General features: G+C 57.3%; 17 protein-coding genes. 7 read left to right on the top strand and 10 right to left on the bottom strand.

What is annotated here, in order from left to right:
- The first annotated feature begins 221 nt into the window (after nucleotides 1-221).
- Nucleotides 222-1,127: a Hint domain-containing protein gene (locus AC2TAD_RS10585; RefSeq protein WP_480867602.1), complete on the top strand. Its 906-nt coding sequence runs from the start codon at nucleotides 222-224 to the stop codon at nucleotides 1,125-1,127.
- Between the two features lie 5 nt (nucleotides 1,128-1,132).
- Here the strand turns inward: AC2TAD_RS10585 and AC2TAD_RS10580 are convergent, their stop codons facing one another.
- Nucleotides 1,133-1,759: a J domain-containing protein gene (locus AC2TAD_RS10580; RefSeq protein WP_170352576.1), complete on the bottom strand. Its 627-nt coding sequence runs from the start codon at nucleotides 1,757-1,759 to the stop codon at nucleotides 1,133-1,135.
- Nucleotides 1,760-1,867: 108 nt separating this feature from the next.
- On the opposite strand from AC2TAD_RS10580, the gene AC2TAD_RS10575 reads away from it, so the two are divergent.
- Nucleotides 1,868-2,122, top strand: a complete 255-nt coding sequence (locus tag AC2TAD_RS10575; protein WP_170753030.1) for a BolA family protein — start codon at nucleotides 1,868-1,870, stop codon at nucleotides 2,120-2,122.
- 67 nt (nucleotides 2,123-2,189) lie between these two features.
- Here the strand turns inward: AC2TAD_RS10575 and AC2TAD_RS10570 are convergent, their stop codons facing one another.
- The 6 genes from AC2TAD_RS10570 to pepN form a co-directional block, all read right to left on the bottom strand.
- Nucleotides 2,190-2,942 (bottom strand): hypothetical protein, encoded by a 753-nt coding sequence (locus AC2TAD_RS10570; RefSeq protein ID WP_480867600.1) that lies wholly within the window; start codon nucleotides 2,940-2,942, stop codon nucleotides 2,190-2,192.
- Nucleotides 2,943-3,215: 273 nt separating this feature from the next.
- Complete coding sequence (locus tag AC2TAD_RS10565; protein WP_480867598.1) at nucleotides 3,216-3,635, bottom strand: DUF4177 domain-containing protein; 420 nt, start codon at nucleotides 3,633-3,635, stop codon at nucleotides 3,216-3,218.
- A gap of 159 nt (nucleotides 3,636-3,794) precedes the next feature.
- A complete protein-coding gene (gene gatB, locus AC2TAD_RS10560; protein ID WP_480867597.1) occupies nucleotides 3,795-5,306 on the bottom strand; it encodes an Asp-tRNA(Asn)/Glu-tRNA(Gln) amidotransferase subunit GatB in 1,512 nt (503 codons plus the stop codon).
- 72 nt (nucleotides 5,307-5,378) lie between these two features.
- Nucleotides 5,379-6,629: a hypothetical protein gene (locus AC2TAD_RS10555; RefSeq protein ID WP_480867595.1), complete on the bottom strand. Its 1,251-nt coding sequence runs from the start codon at nucleotides 6,627-6,629 to the stop codon at nucleotides 5,379-5,381.
- Between the two features lie 132 nt (nucleotides 6,630-6,761).
- Nucleotides 6,762-7,190: a hypothetical protein gene (locus AC2TAD_RS10550; protein ID WP_480867593.1), complete on the bottom strand. Its 429-nt coding sequence runs from the start codon at nucleotides 7,188-7,190 to the stop codon at nucleotides 6,762-6,764.
- Nucleotides 7,187-9,739 carry an aminopeptidase N gene (gene pepN / locus AC2TAD_RS10545; RefSeq protein ID WP_480867592.1) on the bottom strand — a complete coding sequence of 851 codons (2,553 nt, stop codon included), beginning with the start codon at nucleotides 9,737-9,739 and terminating at the stop codon, nucleotides 7,187-7,189. The genes AC2TAD_RS10550 and pepN overlap by 4 nt, the downstream gene beginning before the upstream one ends.
- Before the next feature lie 205 nt (nucleotides 9,740-9,944).
- Between pepN and AC2TAD_RS10540 the strand changes: the two genes are divergently transcribed.
- The 3 genes from AC2TAD_RS10540 (at nucleotide 9,945) to AC2TAD_RS10530 (ending at nucleotide 13,566) form a co-directional block, all read left to right on the top strand.
- Nucleotides 9,945-12,080, top strand: coding sequence for a malate synthase G (locus AC2TAD_RS10540; RefSeq protein ID WP_480867590.1), 2,136 nt, complete (start codon nucleotides 9,945-9,947; stop codon nucleotides 12,078-12,080).
- Nucleotides 12,081-12,162: 82 nt separating this feature from the next.
- Nucleotides 12,163-12,588 (top strand): GlcG/HbpS family heme-binding protein, encoded by a 426-nt coding sequence (locus AC2TAD_RS10535; RefSeq protein ID WP_480496950.1) that lies wholly within the window; start codon nucleotides 12,163-12,165, stop codon nucleotides 12,586-12,588.
- A gap of 198 nt (nucleotides 12,589-12,786) precedes the next feature.
- Complete coding sequence (locus AC2TAD_RS10530) at nucleotides 12,787-13,566, top strand: gamma-glutamyl-gamma-aminobutyrate hydrolase family protein (protein WP_170753022.1); 780 nt, start codon at nucleotides 12,787-12,789, stop codon at nucleotides 13,564-13,566.
- A gap of 48 nt (nucleotides 13,567-13,614) precedes the next feature.
- Here AC2TAD_RS10530 and AC2TAD_RS10525 read toward each other — a convergent pair whose 3' ends face one another.
- Together AC2TAD_RS10525 and AC2TAD_RS10520 are read right to left on the bottom strand one after the other, a co-directional pair.
- Nucleotides 13,615-15,855, bottom strand: a complete 2,241-nt coding sequence (locus AC2TAD_RS10525) for a xanthine dehydrogenase family protein molybdopterin-binding subunit (protein ID WP_480867588.1) — start codon at nucleotides 15,853-15,855, stop codon at nucleotides 13,615-13,617.
- A gap of 3 nt (nucleotides 15,856-15,858) precedes the next feature.
- Nucleotides 15,859-16,323 carry a (2Fe-2S)-binding protein gene (locus AC2TAD_RS10520; RefSeq protein WP_170352587.1) on the bottom strand — a complete coding sequence of 155 codons (465 nt, stop codon included), beginning with the start codon at nucleotides 16,321-16,323 and terminating at the stop codon, nucleotides 15,859-15,861.
- Between the two features lie 88 nt (nucleotides 16,324-16,411).
- Here AC2TAD_RS10520 and AC2TAD_RS10515 point away from each other — a divergent pair, with 88 nt between their 5' ends.
- Entirely contained in the window at nucleotides 16,412-17,005 is a 594-nt protein-coding gene (locus AC2TAD_RS10515) for a TetR/AcrR family transcriptional regulator (protein ID WP_170527522.1), read from the top strand.
- Here the strand turns inward: AC2TAD_RS10515 and kynU are convergent.
- Nucleotides 16,998-18,191, bottom strand: coding sequence for a kynureninase (kynU, locus tag AC2TAD_RS10510; RefSeq protein WP_480867586.1), 1,194 nt, complete (start codon nucleotides 18,189-18,191; stop codon nucleotides 16,998-17,000). The genes AC2TAD_RS10515 and kynU overlap by 8 nt on opposite strands.
- A 51-nt stretch (nucleotides 18,192-18,242) precedes the next feature.
- Here kynU and AC2TAD_RS10505 point away from each other — a divergent pair, with 51 nt between their 5' ends.
- Nucleotides 18,243-18,812: a methyltransferase family protein gene (locus AC2TAD_RS10505; protein WP_480867971.1), complete on the top strand. Its 570-nt coding sequence runs from the start codon at nucleotides 18,243-18,245 to the stop codon at nucleotides 18,810-18,812.
- The last annotated feature ends 186 nt before the right edge of the window (nucleotides 18,813-18,998 follow it).

Raw genomic sequence — 18,998 nt, 5'->3', positions numbered from 1 at the left:
GATGTTTCTTTGAAACTGGCCTTATTGATATGAAACGAAGTCACACTCAGTCTTTTTCTGCCCAGAACTCAATCTTCAAGTTGCTAAAATATGACTGCAAATCTTGGACCAATGATTTCCTTTCAATGCTTACATTGCAATAGAATTATGTGATGGTTTAATATCACTAAAAGCCTGCACATAACGAGTTCCCAGTTTAACGTTTCCCGTTTGAGGTTCAAATGGCACTGACAATTCTAGGCCCGACTTCGCTTTCGATTCCCAGTGGGTCGACCTCTGTCGCTCAGCAATACATAGCAACTAAAGCCGGAGCTTCATGGACTGTTGTCGTTTCGGGGACCGGCGGATTAGACGAGTCCGATTACACGGTTTCGATTTCATCAAGCGGACTTTTGACCGTCGAGTTAACTCCGGGAACCTATATTCCGCCAAACACTCAACTTACTCTCGAAATATTTGCCTCCACGGGGCCCGGTAATGGCAATAACGATTCCCTTATCGTGACGGTCTCGCTTCCAGAGGGGACAGTGCCTTGTTTCGTTAAGGGTACTTTGATCGAAACCGAAACGGGCCGCTGCCTCGTGGAAGAACTGTCCGTTGGGGATAAGGTGCGCGTTTCTAGCGGCGAATTGCTACCCATTGAATGGATCGGTGAAAAGACAATAAGCGTCGAAGAATTGAATAAGGCCCCTCGCTTGCGTCCTGTTTGCATTAAAAAAGGAGCGATGGGAAAAGGTTTGCCTGATCAAGATTTGTATGTGTCGCCGCAACACAGAATTGTTCTGGAAGGATGGCGTGCAGAATTTTTGTTTGGTGAGCCCAAGGTTTTCGTCGCAGCTATTCATTTGGTGAACGACAAAACCATTCGCCAGGTGAACGCATCTGAACCCGTAACCTATTTCCACATTGCATGTCATCGGCACGCGATACTGATGTCGAATGGTTTGCCGACTGAAAGTTTATTTCTGGGAGACATGGCGCTGCAGTCTTTTGGCCGTGAAGACGTGGAAGAGCTCTGTATGATTTTCCCCGAAATACGTAATTCCGCAACCGCGAAGGAACAAACGCGGCTGCGTTGCCTCAAGCGACCGGAAGCAGTGGCTCTACGCAATATGTTCGTGCATTAATTCAGCTATTTAAAGTTCCGGCTGTCCTTGATCTGGTCCCAGGCCCAGACAACCTCTTGCAGTTGTTCTTCCTGGCTGCGGTCACCGCCGTTCATATCGGGGTGCAGCACCTTGATCAGTTTCTTATATGCTTTGCGCACTTCAGCTTTGGTCCAGCTGTCATTGGCTTCCAAGATTTCAATCGCACGGCGCTCGGTGGGGGGCAGGCGGCGGCCGCCGCTGCCTGCGGTGCGACCTTTGTTTTGCGTGCTGTTTGCACCCAGAACCTGATGGGGGTCTTCAATACCAAGACGGGCCCAGGCACGGGCCTCGGGGTCACCCATGGGTTTTGTTTCGCGTTCCCAGACCTTGTCTTTGGATCGCTGCGCGTTCAGCTCGGCCTCGGTCGTGCCGTCGAAGAAATTCCACTTCTGGTTATATTCGCGCACATGCTGCTGACAGAACCAAAAGAAGTCATCCAGCACATCCGGCGCTTTGGGGGCGCGGAACTTGCCCGGCTCGTCACAGCCTTCATGGTCACAGATTCGGACCGAGGTCTCGGATGCGCCCGACATCCCCCGACGTCCGCGCGGGTTCTTTTTCTTGGCGCTAGAGACGGACATATCGAATCCAAAGGGGTCTGATTTCGTCATTCTGTGATCCTTAAGAACGCATCTTCTCGACTCGGAGGCAGCAGTTTAGTCTAAGCTGCCGAAAGTAGAAGAGGGGAGGCGGTAAAATTTTTGCCGCTGAGCGTAAAAATGACCGTGACTGACGAAATCCGCACTGCCTTGCAATCCGCCTTTGACCCGCATGAGCTGGAAGTAGTGGATGACAGCGAAAGCCACCGGGGCCATGCGGGCTTTCAGGAAGGTGGCGAAAGCCACTTTAACGTGCGCATCCGTGCGGCTGCGTTCGAAGGCCAATCCCGCGTCGCCCGCCACCGCGCTGTTCACAAGGCACTGGGGGACATCGTCCCGCGTATCCACGCGCTGGCGCTGGACATAGGGGTATAGTGGTGCGGTCTCGACCGCGCGGGGCGCTTGGAATTCGAGATTGGGTATCCGACTGAATTCGACTTCGTCAATTCACAGTTACCATGCAAACATCGTGTTTCAACTTCCGCTCTTCAGAGAGATAAACTCTTCGGACCAAAGACATCTTTCCCGGCCTTGAAGCGATTACTTCGAATTCTTCGACGTCAGTTAAGCCAATTTTTAATGGCGTGGTTATTTCAATCGGCGGCAAGTTCTGCGTAAATCGGCCTGAAGAAAAGTTGATGTTATTTCTGTATTTTGACAGTTCTAATTGTGCTTTGCTACCTTGGCCCAAGGTAAGATTTTTACCCTCAGTATCTTTGCAAGATTCAATGAGCTCTGTCTGGTAATCTTGTGTGGTCGACGTACTTTTAGATACCTCGACGTTGCATATTCCCCCTATTCCTCCAAACTTTGATTGATCTTCTGGGTGCCAAACATAGTTCGCCCAGCCCGGGGTTTGTCCGCGCAGTTGAATCAGCTCAGTGGTAACTGGAGCGACGGCCAATACAGTCTTGGGAACGCCACTGATTTCGACAAGGTCGTAGGGGGGCTCAAATATTTGAACGTGCCCCGGCGTCAGCGTCTCGACACCTGCAATCTGTTTGAGATCGCATTCGCCAACTTGCGAAGCTATAGGGTCATAAATAGTTGGGTCGAATTGGTTGGCTTTGACCATGCAAATGTGCACAATCGAGCCATCATCCTGTTTGAACACGAGTTCGGTCTCTGTGCCCGACTTGTTAACAGTTTGGCTGGCCCCCCCCTGCCGAATAAACCCCCCGATAAATGCCCGCATAGACGAGCGCACCGTTCCCATGCCGGATGGTTGGGTAAACCGTTAGGTCACCTCCTTCAGTTTCGATTGAGGAATAAGGGACCGGAGGAGTCACCAAGCCAAAGAAGCCAGCAATAACTGTCCCCTCAGCATCAATATTTGTCACGCAGTTAGGAGGGGTGTTCGCGCCCGCATCAGCGTGCAGCTGACCGGTGAACATCAAAGTGAAACAAACGCAAAGTGTTGAAACAAAAGAATGTGAAATCAAAAATGTCCGATTGGCAATGCTGTTCATTATTTCTCCGGCGGTGCGTCGTCCGAACTGGAAACTGTTTCCAAGCCCTTCAATGACAGCGGCGGCTCTTGCACCTCTTCCGCAATCGGGGCTGGGGCCACGACCATTTCGGGGGCCGGAACAGGCTGGGCCAAGGGTACGCCTTCGGGCGTTTCTGTCGGGCTGCGAGTGGTGACAAAAGTCAATTCGATTTCGCGCCGGAACACCAGCACGTTTCGCCAGTTCACGGTCGAACTGGTAAAGCCTGCGCGTTCTTCACTGGGTAGAAGTTCTGCGCGCTGATATTCCCAGCCGTCCTGACCCATTTGGTTCAGCACCTGTTCGATCGAGGCCGCAAACCGGCCTTCGGCGGTTTTTGCGCCCTTTGATTTGCCGCTTTTCTGCGGGGCGGGGACAACTTTGTATTCGTAGCGCGGCATCGGATCTTCCTACCTGTTCGTTCCTGGCAATCTAGCATGTTGAGGCCATTGGGAAAGTCTCCTTCGCGCCGTGCCCGGCGTGTGTTGCCCGGACACAGCGCAAAAGAAGGGCGGCAAAGGGGATGCCCTCTGCCGCCCTTTGCATCAAATTCAGTTGGTTCAGTCGCCCAGTTTCTTGGCAACCAGCTCGTTCACGGCCTTGGGGTTGGCCTTGCCGCCGGTGGCTTTCATCACCTGACCAACGAACCAGCCCGCCAGTTTCGGGTTCACCTTGGCTTTTTCCACTTGCGCGGGGTTGGCGGCGATGATCTCGTCCAAAGCGGCTTCGATCGCGCCGGTATCGGTGACCTGTTTCATACCGCGCTCTTCCACGATCTGCGCCGGGTCACCGCCTTCGGTGTAGACGATCTCGAACAGGTCTTTGGCGATCTTGCCCGAGATGGCATCCGAGGAAATCAGATCAATGATCCCACCCAACTGCGCAGGCGAGACCGGGCTGTCGGTAATGTCATGGTCTTCTTTCTTCAGACGACCGAACAGCTCGTTGATCACCCAGTTCGCGGCAAGCTTACCGTTGCGGCCTTTTGCGACCTCTTCGAAATAGGCGGCGCTTTCCACTTCGGCAGTCAAGACCGAAGCGTCGTAGTCGGTCAGGCCAAACGCCTCAATGAACCGCGCCTTTTTGGTATCGGGCAGTTCGGGCAGTTTGGCGGCGATGTCATCGACCCAGGCTTGTTCAATCTCCAACGGCAGCAGGTCGGGGTCTGGGAAATAGCGGTAATCATGCGCCTCTTCCTTGGACCGCATCGAGCGTGTCTCACCCTTGTCCGGGTCATAGAGACGGGTTTCCTGCTCGACCTCACCACCCGCTTCGACGATGGCGATCTGACGGCGGGCTTCGACCTCAATCGCCTGCTGAATAAAGCGCATCGAGTTCATGTTCTTGATCTCACACCGCGTGCCCAGATGCGAGAAATCCTGCGTTTCCTGGTATTTCTCATACGCGCCCGGCAAACAGATCGAGACGTTCACATCCGCCCGCAGGTTGCCGTTCTGCATGTTGCCATCACAGGTGCCTAGATAACGCATGATCTGGCGCAGCTTGGCGATATAGGCGGCGGCCTCTTCTGGGCCACGAATGTCGGGCCGGGACACGATCTCCATCAGGCAAACGCCGGTCCGATTCAAGTCGACAAAGGACATATGCGGGTCCATATCGTGGATCGATTTGCCTGCGTCCTGCTCCATATGGATGCGTTCGATCCGCACCATGCGCGCGGTACCATCGCCCATCTCGACCAGCACTTCGCCTTCGCCCACAATGGGGTGGTACAGCTGGGAAATCTGGTAGCCCTGCGGCAGGTCAGGATAGAAATAGTTTTTGCGGTCAAAAGCCGATTTCAGGTTGATATCCGCCTTCAAACCTAGCCCGGTGCGCACGGCCTGTTCCACGCAATACTCGTTGATCACCGGCAGCATTCCCGGCATCGCAGCGTCCACAAAGGCTACGTTCGAATTCGGCTCGGCTCCGAACTGGGTCGATGCGCCGGAAAACAGTTTTGCGTTCGATGAGACCTGAGCGTGCACTTCCATCCCGATCACCAGTTCCCAATCGTGCTTGGCCCCGGCAATGGTTTTGATTTTGGGCATTTCATATGTCAGGTCGAGCATGGCGCGCCTCTAATTTCCGCAGAAGTCTAGGCTTGCGTATTAGGCCCGGCGTGCCAAAGGGGCAAGGGGGAATCAGTGGCTGGACAGGTGTAAGCCCGTTGAGGTGAAAGTCACATCCATACCGTTGCGCAATTCTTCGCTGAACAAGTTGCCGATTGCCCGCAAAGCGTCGCGATGACCGCGTGCCGCAAACCGTTCGGTCGAGTTGACGCGCGCCGCGTTGTTGAAGCCGTTGGCCGCATGTGCCCAGATCAGCGGGTGCAATTCGGTCAGGTGATCGCGGATCAACCAGTTTGCGGCCTCGTGGATTTGAGCGCGAACAGCGTCCGCCTTTTCATTCCGGCCAATGCCACGCTTGATCGTGATCGCGCAGTATGCCGCCAGCATATTTACCATTTCTTGATCGGGGCGGTTGCTCAGAATGTCATGAAGGCCCTGCAGGAAGTATTCGACATCCAGCCGCGCACAGGCTTCGTCATCCAGCACTATCGCGTCGAACTGCGCCCAAGTGTAACCACCTGCGCCCCAGATATCATGAGTTCTGGCGGCGTTGCGCAGGGCTTGGACCTCAAGCTCTTCGTAGCTGCCGAACCAGCGCGGCAGCAGATGCGTGCCCATAGCGCGCATATGGCGTTGGTTATGGGGATCCAGCGTAATCAGGCGTTCGTATTTGTCGGCCAAACGAACATGCGTCTTACGCTGTCCGGCCAGCAGAGCACAATCGGCCGCTGCAACCAAAGGGCTGTCCGGCGCGGCCTCACGGCATTTCGGAAGGATCGCGGCGGCGCGGTCGAAATGAGCTGCGCAACGCGACTGATGCAAAGAGGGCAACTTGTCTTCCGTGGCCGTCCCGCGCCATGCCCACGCGATGTCGATATGGGCCAAAGCAACGACGAGAGCGATCATCTCATCGTCCGCGTTGTCGCGCATTTCGTCTTCTAACTCCGAAATACCACCCAGCAGGTCGTAGTCGCGCACTTCTTTCAGGTCCGACAGGGCATGCTCGACGGCCAAAACCACGTCCGCACGAGCACCAAACGCCAGTAGATCGGCGACCGGCATTCCATCTGATGCCGACTCGCGCGCATCGTCGGCCGCCTTCATCTGCCGAGACAACTCGGACCACCTTCCCTGTCGGGCCAGATGGCGGCCGCGTTCAATCGCATCACGGCCTGCGATGTCCTCGGAACGCGCATCAACGACAGGAATATTCACTTGGCCACGCTGCGGAAACACCGCAGACACATCTGGCGTTAGACACAACTCCGGGTGGATTTGGGGGACAGATGCGCTGGGCGCGTTGGACTTGAAGAACCGCAACATGGTAAAACTCGGTAACTGTAAAAACTGGTAACGTTGGACTTAATCTTTCTCCTGATTTTACTCAAATTCAAGATTCAGGGGTCGTTTAGCGCTAAATTCGTGAACAATCCAGGTTGGGTATCCGGATTACCCCTAGAATACAGTAAAGTGATGCCGTTCAACCCGTAGCCCGGTGGCCTGCAGAACCTGCTCAAACACGCGGTGCGGAGGGGTAGATTCATCAGGCAGGCGAATCTTTTTCTCGGAATTCAGGACCAGCGATACACGCACTGAGAAATCCCAGCGCGTGTCCATTCGAACGTGGTCAATATCGGCAAGATTGACCTCGGCCTTGCGCGGTCCGGTGAACCAGCTCAACGTATCCTTCCCCACCGACAATCCGGCTTTGGTACCCTGCACAAAGTCCCAAACTGCGGGTAGAGTGGTCAGTGCCAGCGGAGCGATCAGCCACCATACCGCGTCAAACCACACGACCAGAGCGATCAACGCGCTGTAGATGCAGAGCAGGATCGCCAAAACGCGCGGCGTTCTGTTCTGCCGGGTGAACGTGTAAGGCGTCATGCGTCCAAGATGCGCGACACCATTTCGGTCGTATCCCGCGACAGATCGGGTGTTTCTGCGATGCGGGTCAACTGCGCGCGGATCAGGGCCTGGCGGTCGGTGTCATAGCGTTTCCACGTCTGGAAGGCCGAGCACATCCGTGCCGTGGTTTGCGGGTTCACAGGGTCCAGTTTGATCAACCAGTCCGCCAGCAGGGCATAGCCCGCGCCATCGGCCCGGTGGAATCCGGCATGGTTCATCGCAAGCGCACCCATAACCGCGCGGAAGCGGTTGGGGTTTTTCCAGTTGAAATCCGGATGCTCGGTCAGGTTGCGCGCCACATCCGCCGTCGCATCCGGCGCGGCCATCGAGACTTGCAGTCCAAACCACTTGTCCATCACCAACCGGTCGTGTTGCCATTGATCATAGAATGCGGCCAGTTCGGCCTCGCCCTTGCCAGCGCGCAGCAGGCAGGACAGGGCAGTCAGTTGCAGGGTCATGTTGTCGGCGGCTTTGTATTCCTCACCTGCCTTTGCACCCCCGTCGAGTCGTGAGGTCAGCGCAAGGACGGCCCCGCCCAGCGCGCGTTTTCCCGATTGATCCGCATCCGGGCTATAAGGGGATACAATCACGGTCTCGCTGTGCAGACGTGGCAACAGGTCTTGCACGTGTTGAGCGGTGACTTGCCGCAGCGTTTCAACGGCGGTCCAGATTGCCATTGGATCGGGCGTTAAGCCTTTCTCGTGTAACGCGGCAGCCAGTTCAGATTGTGTCGGGAGGCCCAACACCAAAGCGCGGTAGGCCGGGTCCAAGTCACCATCACGCAACACAGCAAGAAGGCCATCCAGATAGTCGGCATCAGGGGCTGCGTCGGACTGAATCATGTTCAACAACGTGTCTTCGGCCAGCGAGCGCCCGGCTTGCCATCGGTTGAACGCGTCCGTGTCATTGGCCAGCAGAAAGGCGCGTTCGGCGTTGCTTTGATCCTGTTCCAGAATAACCGGGGCCGAGAAATCCCGCAGGACCGAGGCCGTTGGTTTGGCCGCCAGCCCGGTGAAGGTGAAACTTTGGCTGGCTTCGGTCAGTTCCAGCACCTCAGTCGCGCGGACCTCATCACCGTTGGGGCCCAGAAGGCCAACGGCCACCGGGATCACCTGCGGCAGCTTTTCGTCCTGACCCGGCGTGGGTTCGGTGCGCTGCGACAGGGTCAGGGTATAAGTGCCTTCTGCCCATTCTTCGGCCACCGTTACGCGCGGAGTGCCGGATTGGCTGTACCAGCGCTTGAACTGGCTCAGATCGCGACCGGTCGTATCCTCGAATACCTTGATCCAGTCTTCGATCGTGCAGGCTTGCCCGTCATGGCGGTCGAAATACAAATCCAGCGCCTTGGTATAGGCTTGATCACCCACCAGCCGTTTCAGCATACCGATAATTTCCGCACCTTTTTCGTAGACTGTAGCGGTGTAGAAATTGTTGATCTCTTGAAAGCTTTCGGGCCGGACAGGATGCGAGAGCGGCCCGTTATCCTCGGGGAATTGCCGGGCGCGCAGGTCGATGGCGTCGTGGATGCGTTTGACCGGGGCCGAGCGCATGTCGGACGTGAACTGCGCGTCGCGGAACACGGTCAGGCCTTCTTTCAGGCACAGTTGAAACCAGTCGCGGCAGGTGATGCGGTTGCCGGTCCAGTTGTGGAAATACTCATGAGCGATGATCGCCTCGATCCGCTCAAAATTCATATCGGTCGAGGTCTCGGGGCTGGCCAACACGGCGGAGGAGTTGAAGATGTTCAGCCCCTTATTTTCCATCGCGCCCATGTTGAAGTCATCGACAGCCACGATGTTGAACACGTCCAGATCGTATTCACGGCCATATACGTCCTCGTCCCATTTCATCGACTTTTTCAGCGCCTCCATGCCAAAGGCGCATTTGCCCTCGTCGCCGGGGCGGACCCAGAGGTTCAGCTCGACATCGCGCCCGGACATGGTGGTGAACTGGCCCGGATGCGAGATCAACTCGCCCGCGACCAGAGCGAACAGATAGGCAGGCTTGGGCCAAGGGTCGGTCCATTCGGCCCAGCCTTCGCCTTTGCCGCTTGGGTTGCCGTTGGACAGCAGCACGGGCAAATCGCCGTTGATGCGCACGGTGAAGGTGGACATCACATCGGGGCGGTCGGGATAATAGGTGATCTTGCGGAACCCTTCCGCCTCGCACTGGGTGCAATACATCCCGTTTGACATATAGAGCCCCTCAAGCGCGGTGTTGTTGCCGGGGTCAATCTCAACCTCGGCCTCCCAGATGAAGGGCGCGTCAGGGGCGGGCGCGGTCAGGCCCTTATCGGTCACCTCGGGCGCGATCTGCACCCCGTCAATGCAGGCGCGGATCAGGGTCAGTTCTTCGCCGTGTAGAAAGAAGGTGCGGTCCGTGGCATCGGGGTTGGGGCGGAAAGCAATGCGCGATGTTACGCGGGTGGCGTGCGCTGCCAGATCGAAGGTTAGATGCACGCTGTCCACAAGATAGCCAAAGGGCGTGTAATCTTTCAGATAAATCGTCGTAGGGGCAGCGTCGCGCATCTGGGCCTCGCATCGGTTGGAGTTTGAGGCGACGTTATGGTCTGTGGCAATGGGCTGCAAGCGGTGTCGGGGCCCAACCAAAAGCTGGTCACGAAATTTTGGTAAGTTTTTTTTACCGAAATTGTTGCGGCACGTTGCCTATCGGAAACTTTCACTCTAAATGCTGGCTGCACACAGTGGTGCACAAAAAGGCGGGAGGAACATTATGACCAGCAGACAGACACGCAGCGGGCTTCAAGTTGATACGGTTCTGGCCGAGTTCATCGAAGACAAGGCGCTGCCTGGCACCGGTGTTACGGCCGATGCGTTCTGGGATGGTCTGTCGCGGCTGGTGTCCGAGCTGGGCCCAAAAAACCGCGACTTTCTTGCCAAGCGTGAAAAGATGCAGAGCCAGCTGGACGCATGGCATCTGGACCGCAAAGGTCAGGACCACGACGCCAGCGCCTATCAGGCATTCCTGCGCGAGATCGGCTATCTGGTCGAAGAGAGTGACGATTTCCAGATCGAAACCACCAATGTCGATCTCGAGATCGCCTCGACACCCGGCCCGCAGCTGGTTGTGCCGATCACCAATGCCCGTTTTGCACTGAACGCCGCCAACGCACGTTGGGGCAGCTTGTACGATGCGCTGTATGGCACGGACGCGATGGGCGATCTGCCAGCCGCCGGAGGGTACGACGAGGCGCGTGGTGCCCGTGTGATTGCATGGGCCAAAGGTTTTCTGGACGATGCTGTACCGCTGGCTGCAGGCTCGTGGGCCGATGTGTCCGATCTGCGGGTCGAAGGCGGTGCGCTGGTACCTGCGCTTGCCGACGCTGCGGCATTTGTCGGCTTTGGCGGTGAGGCTGAGAAGCCTGATTTCGTTCTGCTTAAGAATAACGGGCTGCATGTGAAAATCGTTGTCGATGCCTCTAGCAACATCGGCGCGACCGACCCGGCTGGGATTGCTGATGTTCATCTGGAATCGGCGCTGTCCACGATCATGGACTGCGAGGACTCGGTGGCCTGTGTGGATGGCGAAGATAAGGTCGTGGCCTATAGCAATTGGCTGGGCCTGATGAAAGGCGATCTGGCCGAAGAAGTGACCAAGGGCGGCACCACCTTCACCCGGAAACTGGCTGACGATCTGACCTATACCACCGCAGGCGGCGAACAGGATGTGCTGAAAGGCCGCTCGCTGATGCTGATCCGCAATGTGGGCCATCTGATGACCAACCCCGCCGTTCTGGATGGTGAAGGCAATGAGATCGGTGAGGGCCTGATGGATGCGCTCTGCACCACGCTGATTGCGATGCATGACCTGCAGCGTGAAGGTGGGAATTCGGTCAAAGGCTCGGTTTATGTGGTCAAGCCCAAGATGCACGGGCCAGCCGAAGTCGCTTTCGCGGTCGAGATTTTCGATATGGTCGAAGACATCCTTGGCCTGCCGCGCAACACCGTTAAGCTGGGCATCATGGATGAAGAGCGCCGCACCTCATCCAACCTGAAAGAATGCATCCGCGCCGCGAAATCTCGCGTGGCCTTTATCAACACCGGTTTCCTTGATCGGACCGGGGATGAGATCCATACCTCTATCGAAGCAGGTCCGATGCTGCCCAAGGGGGACATGAAAGTGACGCCTTGGATTACATCTTATGAGGATCGCAATGTCGATATCGGTCTAGCCTGTGGTCTGAAAGGCAAGGCGCAGATTGGCAAAGGCATGTGGGCGATGCCCGACCGGATGGGCGATATGCTGGATCAGAAGATCGGCCACCCGAAATCTGGCGCGACTTGCGCGTGGGTGCCGTCGCCGACCGCTGCAACTCTGCACGCCACGCATTACCACAAGGTCGACGTTTTGGCCCGTCAGGACGAACTGGCCGCAGGCGGCGCGCGCGGAACGCTGGACGACCTGCTGACCGTGCCGCTGCTGGGAGGCCGCAACCTGAGCGAGGACGAGATCACCCGCGAAATCGAGAACAACGCGCAGGGCATTCTGGGATATGTCGTGCGCTGGATTGATCAGGGTGTGGGCTGTTCGAAAGTGCCGGATTTGAACGATATCGGCCTGATGGAAGACCGCGCAACCTGCCGGATTTCGTCGCAGGCGCTGGCCAACTGGCTGCTCCATGACGTGGTGAGCGAAGAACAGGTGATGGCGGCGATGCAGAAGATGGCCGCCGTGGTGGATCGCCAGAACGAAGGCGACCTGAGCTATCGCCCGATGGCGCCCGGTTTTGACGGTGTGGCATTCCAGGCAGCCTGTGATCTAGTGTTCAAAGGCCGGGTTCAGCCTTCGGGTTACACCGAGCCGGTTTTGCACGCCCGCCGTTTGGAGTTGAAAGCGAGCTTGGGTTGAACGGATAGGGTCGGAGCGAGGAGGCTGTTTGCCCGCTCCCGCTCCCCCGAGGATATTTTTGGCCAGATGAAAGGGATCACGCATGGCTGTTACATTGCGCAAGGCGCGCACGATTGTGCGCAAGGCTTTGGAAAAGGGCCGCGAATTGGAGCTGAAACCCCTGTCAGTTGTTGTTCTGGACGCCGGTGGTCATGTGATCGCCTTTGAGCGTGAAGACGGTGCCGCGCCCGGTCGTTTTGCGATTGCGCAGGGAAAAGCCTATGGGTCGGTCATGCTGGGCATGGCAGGCACCGCGCAGATGGCCCGGGCCGAGGCGCAGGCGTACTTCATGGCCGCTGTGAACGGTGTATATGGCGGGCAGGTTGTGCCTGTGCCGGGCGGCGTATTGTTGCGCGACAAGAAAGGGGCCGTGATCGGCGCTGTTGGCGTGACCGGCGACACCTCGGACAATGACGCGATCGCGGCGATGGCGGGGATCGAAGCTGCCAGCCTGATCGGCGAGATTTGATGAACCTGTCGAAGGGCCCCTGGGCCCTTCGACTTTCGGTGTTCGTGGAATGCCTCACAAATGGTCATTTGACTGTTTCTTGTTCCCCTTGTGCATAAGTGAACAAGTGCCTGCGCTGCCACACAGGGGCTGTGCTATTGCGCGCTGCTGTGACGGCGGCTAGCTTTCCCGAAACGCAAAAACAACCGGGAAAGAAGAATGCCTCGACCTATTGTGGGTATTATCGGCAACTCATACTTGTTGGATGATCAATACCCGACCCATGCCGGTGGGACCATGAATTCGGACGCGGTTGCGAACGTGTCAGGCTGTTTGCCGATGCTAATTCCGGCTGATCCCCGCTACGTTTCAGTGGAAGAATTGCTGGACGTCTGTGACGGCTTTTTGCTGACCGGCGCGCGCCCGAATGTGCACCCCGAGGAATATGGTGAGTCCGCAACCGATGCGCATGGCGATTTTGATCGGGCGCGGGATGCGATCGCACTGCCGTTGGTGCGGGCCTGTGTCGAAAGGGGCCAGCCGTTCTTTGGCATTTGCCGAGGGTTTCAAGAGGTCAACGTGGCAATGGGTGGAACACTTTATCCCGAAATTCGCGATCTTCCGGGGCGGATGAACCATCGCATGCCACCGGATGGGACGTTGGAAGAAAAGTTTGCGCTGCGCCATATCGTGACACTGTCCGAAGGCGGCGTATTTCACCGTTTGATGGATGCGACCGAAGTCATGACGAATACTCTGCACGGGCAGGGGATCAAGACGGTCGGGCATCGGGTTGTGGTAGATGGCCACGCGCCGGATGGAACGCCAGAAGCGATCTATATAAAGGACGCCCCGGGTTTTACGCTTTCGGTGCAATGGCACCCGGAATGGGATGCCGAGAACGATCCGGTCTCGCGCCCGCTGTTCAAAGCGTTCGGAGAAGCTGTTCATGCATGGTCTGCTGGCTCTAAGGCCGCGACACTGCAGCAATCGGCATAGAAGGCGTGCGCCGGTCCAGGAGAGAAGAACCAGACCGGCGCATCGCGATCAAACCAGCAAATCGAACTGATTGATCAGTGGCAGGGTGCGTGCGCGCTCGCCCGTGAGGTCGAACAACGCGTTTCCAAGTGCAGGCATTGACGGAGGTGTGCCAGGCTCACCCACGCCTCCCAGGCGCGCGTTGGTTTCGAGGATACGTACCTCGGTCACCGGAGCGTTGTGCATGCGCAGCGCGTCGTAGTCGGGGAAGTTGAATTGCTCTACTTCTCCGTCCGCAAACGTGATTTCACCCATAACGGCGGCCGACAAGCCATACATCATTCCACCGAACATCTGCGCCTCGACCGTGCCTGGATCCAAAGCAATACCCACGTCGCAGGCGATCCACGCTTTAGCGATGCGAATGGTGCCGTCCTCGTCGACCACTTCGATGACCTGAGCGACCGGAGTGCCAAAGCTGTAGGTCATGGCGACGCCCTTTCCGACACCGTCTGGGGTTTCTCCGGTCCAGCCGGACATCTCTTTCACGGCTTGCAGAACACCTGCAGCTGGGGCGAATTCGGCCTTGGCCAGCTCCAGCCGGAACTCCAGCGGGTCACGACCTGCGGCATGAGCCATTTCATCCATGAAAGTTTCGTGGAAGAACCCGTTATGACTATTGCCGACCGAGCGCCAGAAGCCTACTGGCACGGCCAGATCGGCGATGTGGCCGCTGATGCGGTAGTTCGGTACTGCGTAGGGCTGGTTGAACAACCCCTCGACAAGAACCTTGTCGGGTCCTCCGCCCGGCAGGCCAGTATAGCGTTCAACTGCTTGCTGCGTGCTGGATTGCGACGCCACCTTACCGTCGATCAGAACGGCAGTGCCATCCTTGACCGCTCCGCGCATCCGGGCGATTGCACCGGGGCGGTAGTAATCGTGACGCATATCCTCTTCCCGGCTCCAGGTCGTCTGAACCGGAACATTGGGTACCGCCATCGCAACTTTGGTGGCGATTTCTGCAAAGTCCAGTTCACCACGGCGACCGAAACCGCCCCCTAGATAGGTGGTATGAATATCGACCGCCTCGGTAGCCAGATTGGCTGTATTCGCGGCGCGGATTTGGATCAATGTCGGTGCCTGGTTGCCACACCACAGGTCTAGCTTGGTGCCAGTGAACAGGGCCGTGGCGTTCATCGGCTCCATTGTGGCGTGGGCCAGGTACGGCACTTTGTATTCTGCCGAGATTTCTGTCGCGCCGTCGGGCAAAACGTCCACGTCGCCATCATCGCGCATGGTCGAGTTTGGCGCGTCGTCAAACGCTTCGGCAATCTTGGAAAACAGGCCGTCGGTTTCGGGGGGGTAGGGGGCGTCACCCCAGTCGATGTCGATGGCTTCGACCGCCTGTATGGCAAGCCAGGTGTTGCTTGCGACCACCGCGACACCGTCGCCAAGATTGACGATCTTTTCGACGCCGGGCATGGATTCGGCTGAACTGGAGTCATATCCCTTCATTGTGCCGCCCAGCTTCGGGTTTATTCGAACGGAAGCGAACTTCAAACCCTCGGGTCGCACGTCGATGCCGAACTCAGCTGTGCCGGTGGATTTCCCTACCACGTCGACACGGGGTAGGTTCTGACCCAATAGGCGCCAGGTCGATGGGTCGCGCAATGCAACGTTGGGCGGTTCGATTTGACCAGCGGCTTCGGCGAGCTCGTGATAAGAAATGCGCGTGCCATCCGGCGCGATCACTGCGCCGCGTTCGGTTTTCAATTGTGCCCGATCCACGCCCAGCCGATCAGCGGCGACCTGCTTAAGCGTCTCACGCGCGGTGGCACCGGCTTCACGCATCCGCTCGAACCCGTCTTTCATAGAGGTCGAGCCACCTGTGACTTGAAGGTTCAGCGGTTTGCCAAGCACGCCAAGGGCCTCGCCCAGGTTGTGCTGGAACTCGCTGGCGTCATAGCCCTTATTTGGCAGCCCCTCGGCCATGAGTGCCGAGTTGTAATAGGCAGCAGCCGCAGGGCCGTGCAACACGCGGATGTCGTCGATCTCAACATCAAGCTCTTCGGCAATGAGTGCGGCCCACGTGGTCATAACGCCCTGTCCCATCTCGGCACGCGGAGCAAACAGGGTTACTCCCTGCTGGTCTATCAGGACAAAGGGGCTAAGGGCGGTCTCTCCTTTGCCGGGTCGCAGCGGGTTCGCGGCCGGACGCGTGACGTAATAAGCGCCAAAGGCGACACCGCCGACAACGGCGGCCGAGCCGATAAGGAACGTACGACGGAGGATTTTTCCAACAGACGCCATGGTTTATGCCTCCTTCAGTTTGGAGGCCGCGTCATGGATCGCAGCCCGGATGCGCGGGTAAGTGCCGCAACGGCAAAGGTTTCCTTGCATTGCGTCATCAATATCGGCGTCCGTCGGCGTTGGATTTTCGGCCAGCAGCGCCGCGGCCTGCATGATTTGACCTGACTGACAATAGCCGCATTGCGCAACCTGATGATCGACCCATGCCTGCTGGATCTTGGCCATAGCAGTTGGTGTGCCAAGCCCTTCGATCGTGGTGATGTCGCCCCACACATCTGACAACGCAACTTGGCAGGACCGAACGGCCTCGCCGTCAATGTGAACGGTACACGCGCCGCACGCTGCAACGCCGCATCCGAACTTTGTGCCGGTCAGTCCAAGCTCATCTCGCAGGACCCACAAAAGAGGGACGTCTTCAGGCAGGTCGACCTGATGTGACGTTCCGTTGATCTTCAGATTGGTCGCCATTGCGCTTCCTCTTGCCTTGTAGCTGTCGTTACTTTCTGACATAGTTAGCTGAATATGTCAGATGGTCAACTGACAAAATGGGTAAAAAATGTCAAAAGCTACACTGGAAAATTATGTTTTGGATGATAAGTGCCTGACTATATTGGATTCGGCGCTTCAAGCCTTCTCGGCTTATGGGTTCAAAAAAACGTCAATGGATGACATCGCCAAAGGCGCGGGTATGTCCCGACCTGCCCTGTACCTGCATTTTCAAAACAAAGAGGCCATCCTGCGCCAACTGACACATTTGCACTACGAGCGTAAAACGGCCGCCGTTGCCGAAGCGCTGAATATGGAGGGATCAGTTTCACAAATCATCGGAAATGCGATCCATGTGCAAACGGATGGCATGGCCGAGATCATGTCCTCGCCCCACGGGCTAGAGCTGCTGGATGCCAGCGTGTCCACTGCCGCCGATATCGTGACACAGGGTGAGGCGCAGTTGATGGCGCTTTATGCTGACTGGCTGCGGCGCGAGGCAGAAAAGGGGCGGGTGCGTTTGTTCGATGGGCCAAGGGAAACAGCCAAGATGATTGCCTCAGCGCTGCGTGGGATAAAAACCTCGGCCAGCGATTATCAGGAATTCATCCGCTCAAACTCTAATCTTGCCACGGTTATTGGAGCGGGAATCGAGGTTACGTAACCCGCTGGCGCGTTTTGTACTCTGGCGTATCCCATAGTTGGTTCTTCATTATGTCGGCCAGAATTGTGACAGCGTTCTCAACGTCCTGCGCGTCTATATAGAGCGGGGTGAACCCGAACCTCATAATGTCAGGGGCCCGGAAATCTCCGATCACACCGCGTGCGATCAAGGCCTGCATGGCGGCATAGCCTTCGGCAAACCGGAAGGAAACCTGACTGCCACGTTGGGCCGGATCACGCGGGCTTGCCAAGGTCAGGTCGGGGCAGGTGGCCTCGACCCGTGTGATGAACAGCTCGGTCAATTCGATAGATTTCGCGCGCACATCCGCCATATCGGCCATGTCCCAGATATCCATCGCCGCTGACAGCGCCGTCATTTGGATGATCGGAGGAGTGCCGACGCGCATCCGCTCGATCCCGTTACCGGGGCGGTAGTCCAGATCGAACGCGAACGGGGCTTCGTGCCCCAGCCAGCCCGACAGGGCCGGGCGTACGCGATCCGTCAAACCGGGCGCGACATAAATGAATGCGGGCGCGCCGGGGCCGCCATTGAGATATTTATAAGTGCAGCCCACCGCGAAATCGGCGTTGCAACCGGACAGGTTCACCGGAATTGCGCCGGCGGAATGGGCCAGATCCCAGACCGTCACGGTACCCTTTGCATGGGCCAGTTCGGTCAGTGACTTCATGTCGTGCATCCGGCCGGTGCGGTAATCGACCTCGGTCAGCATCAAAACCGCTACGTCCTCGGTGATGTGTGCGGCGACATCTTCGGGGGCGACAACGCGCAACTCATAATCCGACCCAAGCGAGCGCAAAAGGCCGTCGACCATATACAGATCCGAGGGAAAGTTGCCGCTGTCTGACAACACTACTCTGCGATCCGGGCACAGCTCCAGCGCCGAGGCGACGGCCTGATACACCTTGATCGACAGCGTGTCGCCAGTCACGACACTTCCCGGTTCCGCTCCGATCAGCCGCCCGATGCGATCGCCCAGACCTGTGGGCAACCCTATCCAGCCGGCCTTGTTCCAGCCAGTGATCAGCATCTGACCCCACTCATCCTCTATCATGCGGGCCACGGTTTTCCCGGCGGCTTGGGGCAGGGGGCCCAGAGAATTCCCGTCCAGATAGATCACTCCGTCGGGTAGCTCAAAAAGGGCTTTGGTCGCGGCAAAATCGGTCATCGCAGGGAGTGGCCTTGTGTTAAGAATGCGTCTTTTTCAATGGCGTAACCGATCCTGAATTCTCTGTCCATTGATGCGACATCCCGCGCTTTTGCGAATCCGGACTTAAAACGGTACGAGGACACGCAGAAGCGACGTGCCGTTGCATGTCGTCCGCTGCGGAGGCTGCCAATGCGCTGGGTCGATATACCACCTGTCTGGCTTGTCGGGTTTGCATGTGTTGCCTGGCTCCAGGCGCGCCATTTCCCGATGGGGTTGTCCCTGGACAGCGGCCTGACCGATTTGCTGAGCGGTATTTTGATCGGCGGCGGCATCTTGCTGGCGGCTCTGGCTGTGGCCGAGTTTCGTCGTTTCAAGACAACAGTCATTCCGCACGAAACGCCCTCGTCTTTGGTGCAGTCGGGCATCTACTCACGCAGCCGAAATCCGATCTATCTGGGCGACGTGTTGATTCTGGCCGGTCTGGTTTTGCGCTTCGATGCAGTGCTGTCGCTGGCCCTGATTCCGATCTTCGTCTGGTTGCTGGAGCAGCGCTTTATCCTGCCTGAAGAAGATCGAATGCGGCGGAGTTTCCGCACTGATTTCGCCCGTTACGAACGCAAAACCCGCAGGTGGATTTAGAGTGGCCAAGGCAATGACACAGCGTCACGGATGCTGCGCTTGCGAAATAATGTTGCGTCAGCTACACAGCGTGCTTATCAAACATATCCGATGAACCGCTCGGACCGAGTGAAACTTAGGGGGACTGCCAGTGAAGCTAGGCACACCAAAGGAAATACTGGACGGTGAGAACCGGGTCGCGATGAC

It is taken from the genome of Ruegeria sp. HKCCD7628 (genome assembly GCF_057221005.1).
The sequence above is the reverse complement of the archived record's forward strand: the minus strand, read 5'-3'. Positions and strand labels throughout refer to the sequence as shown.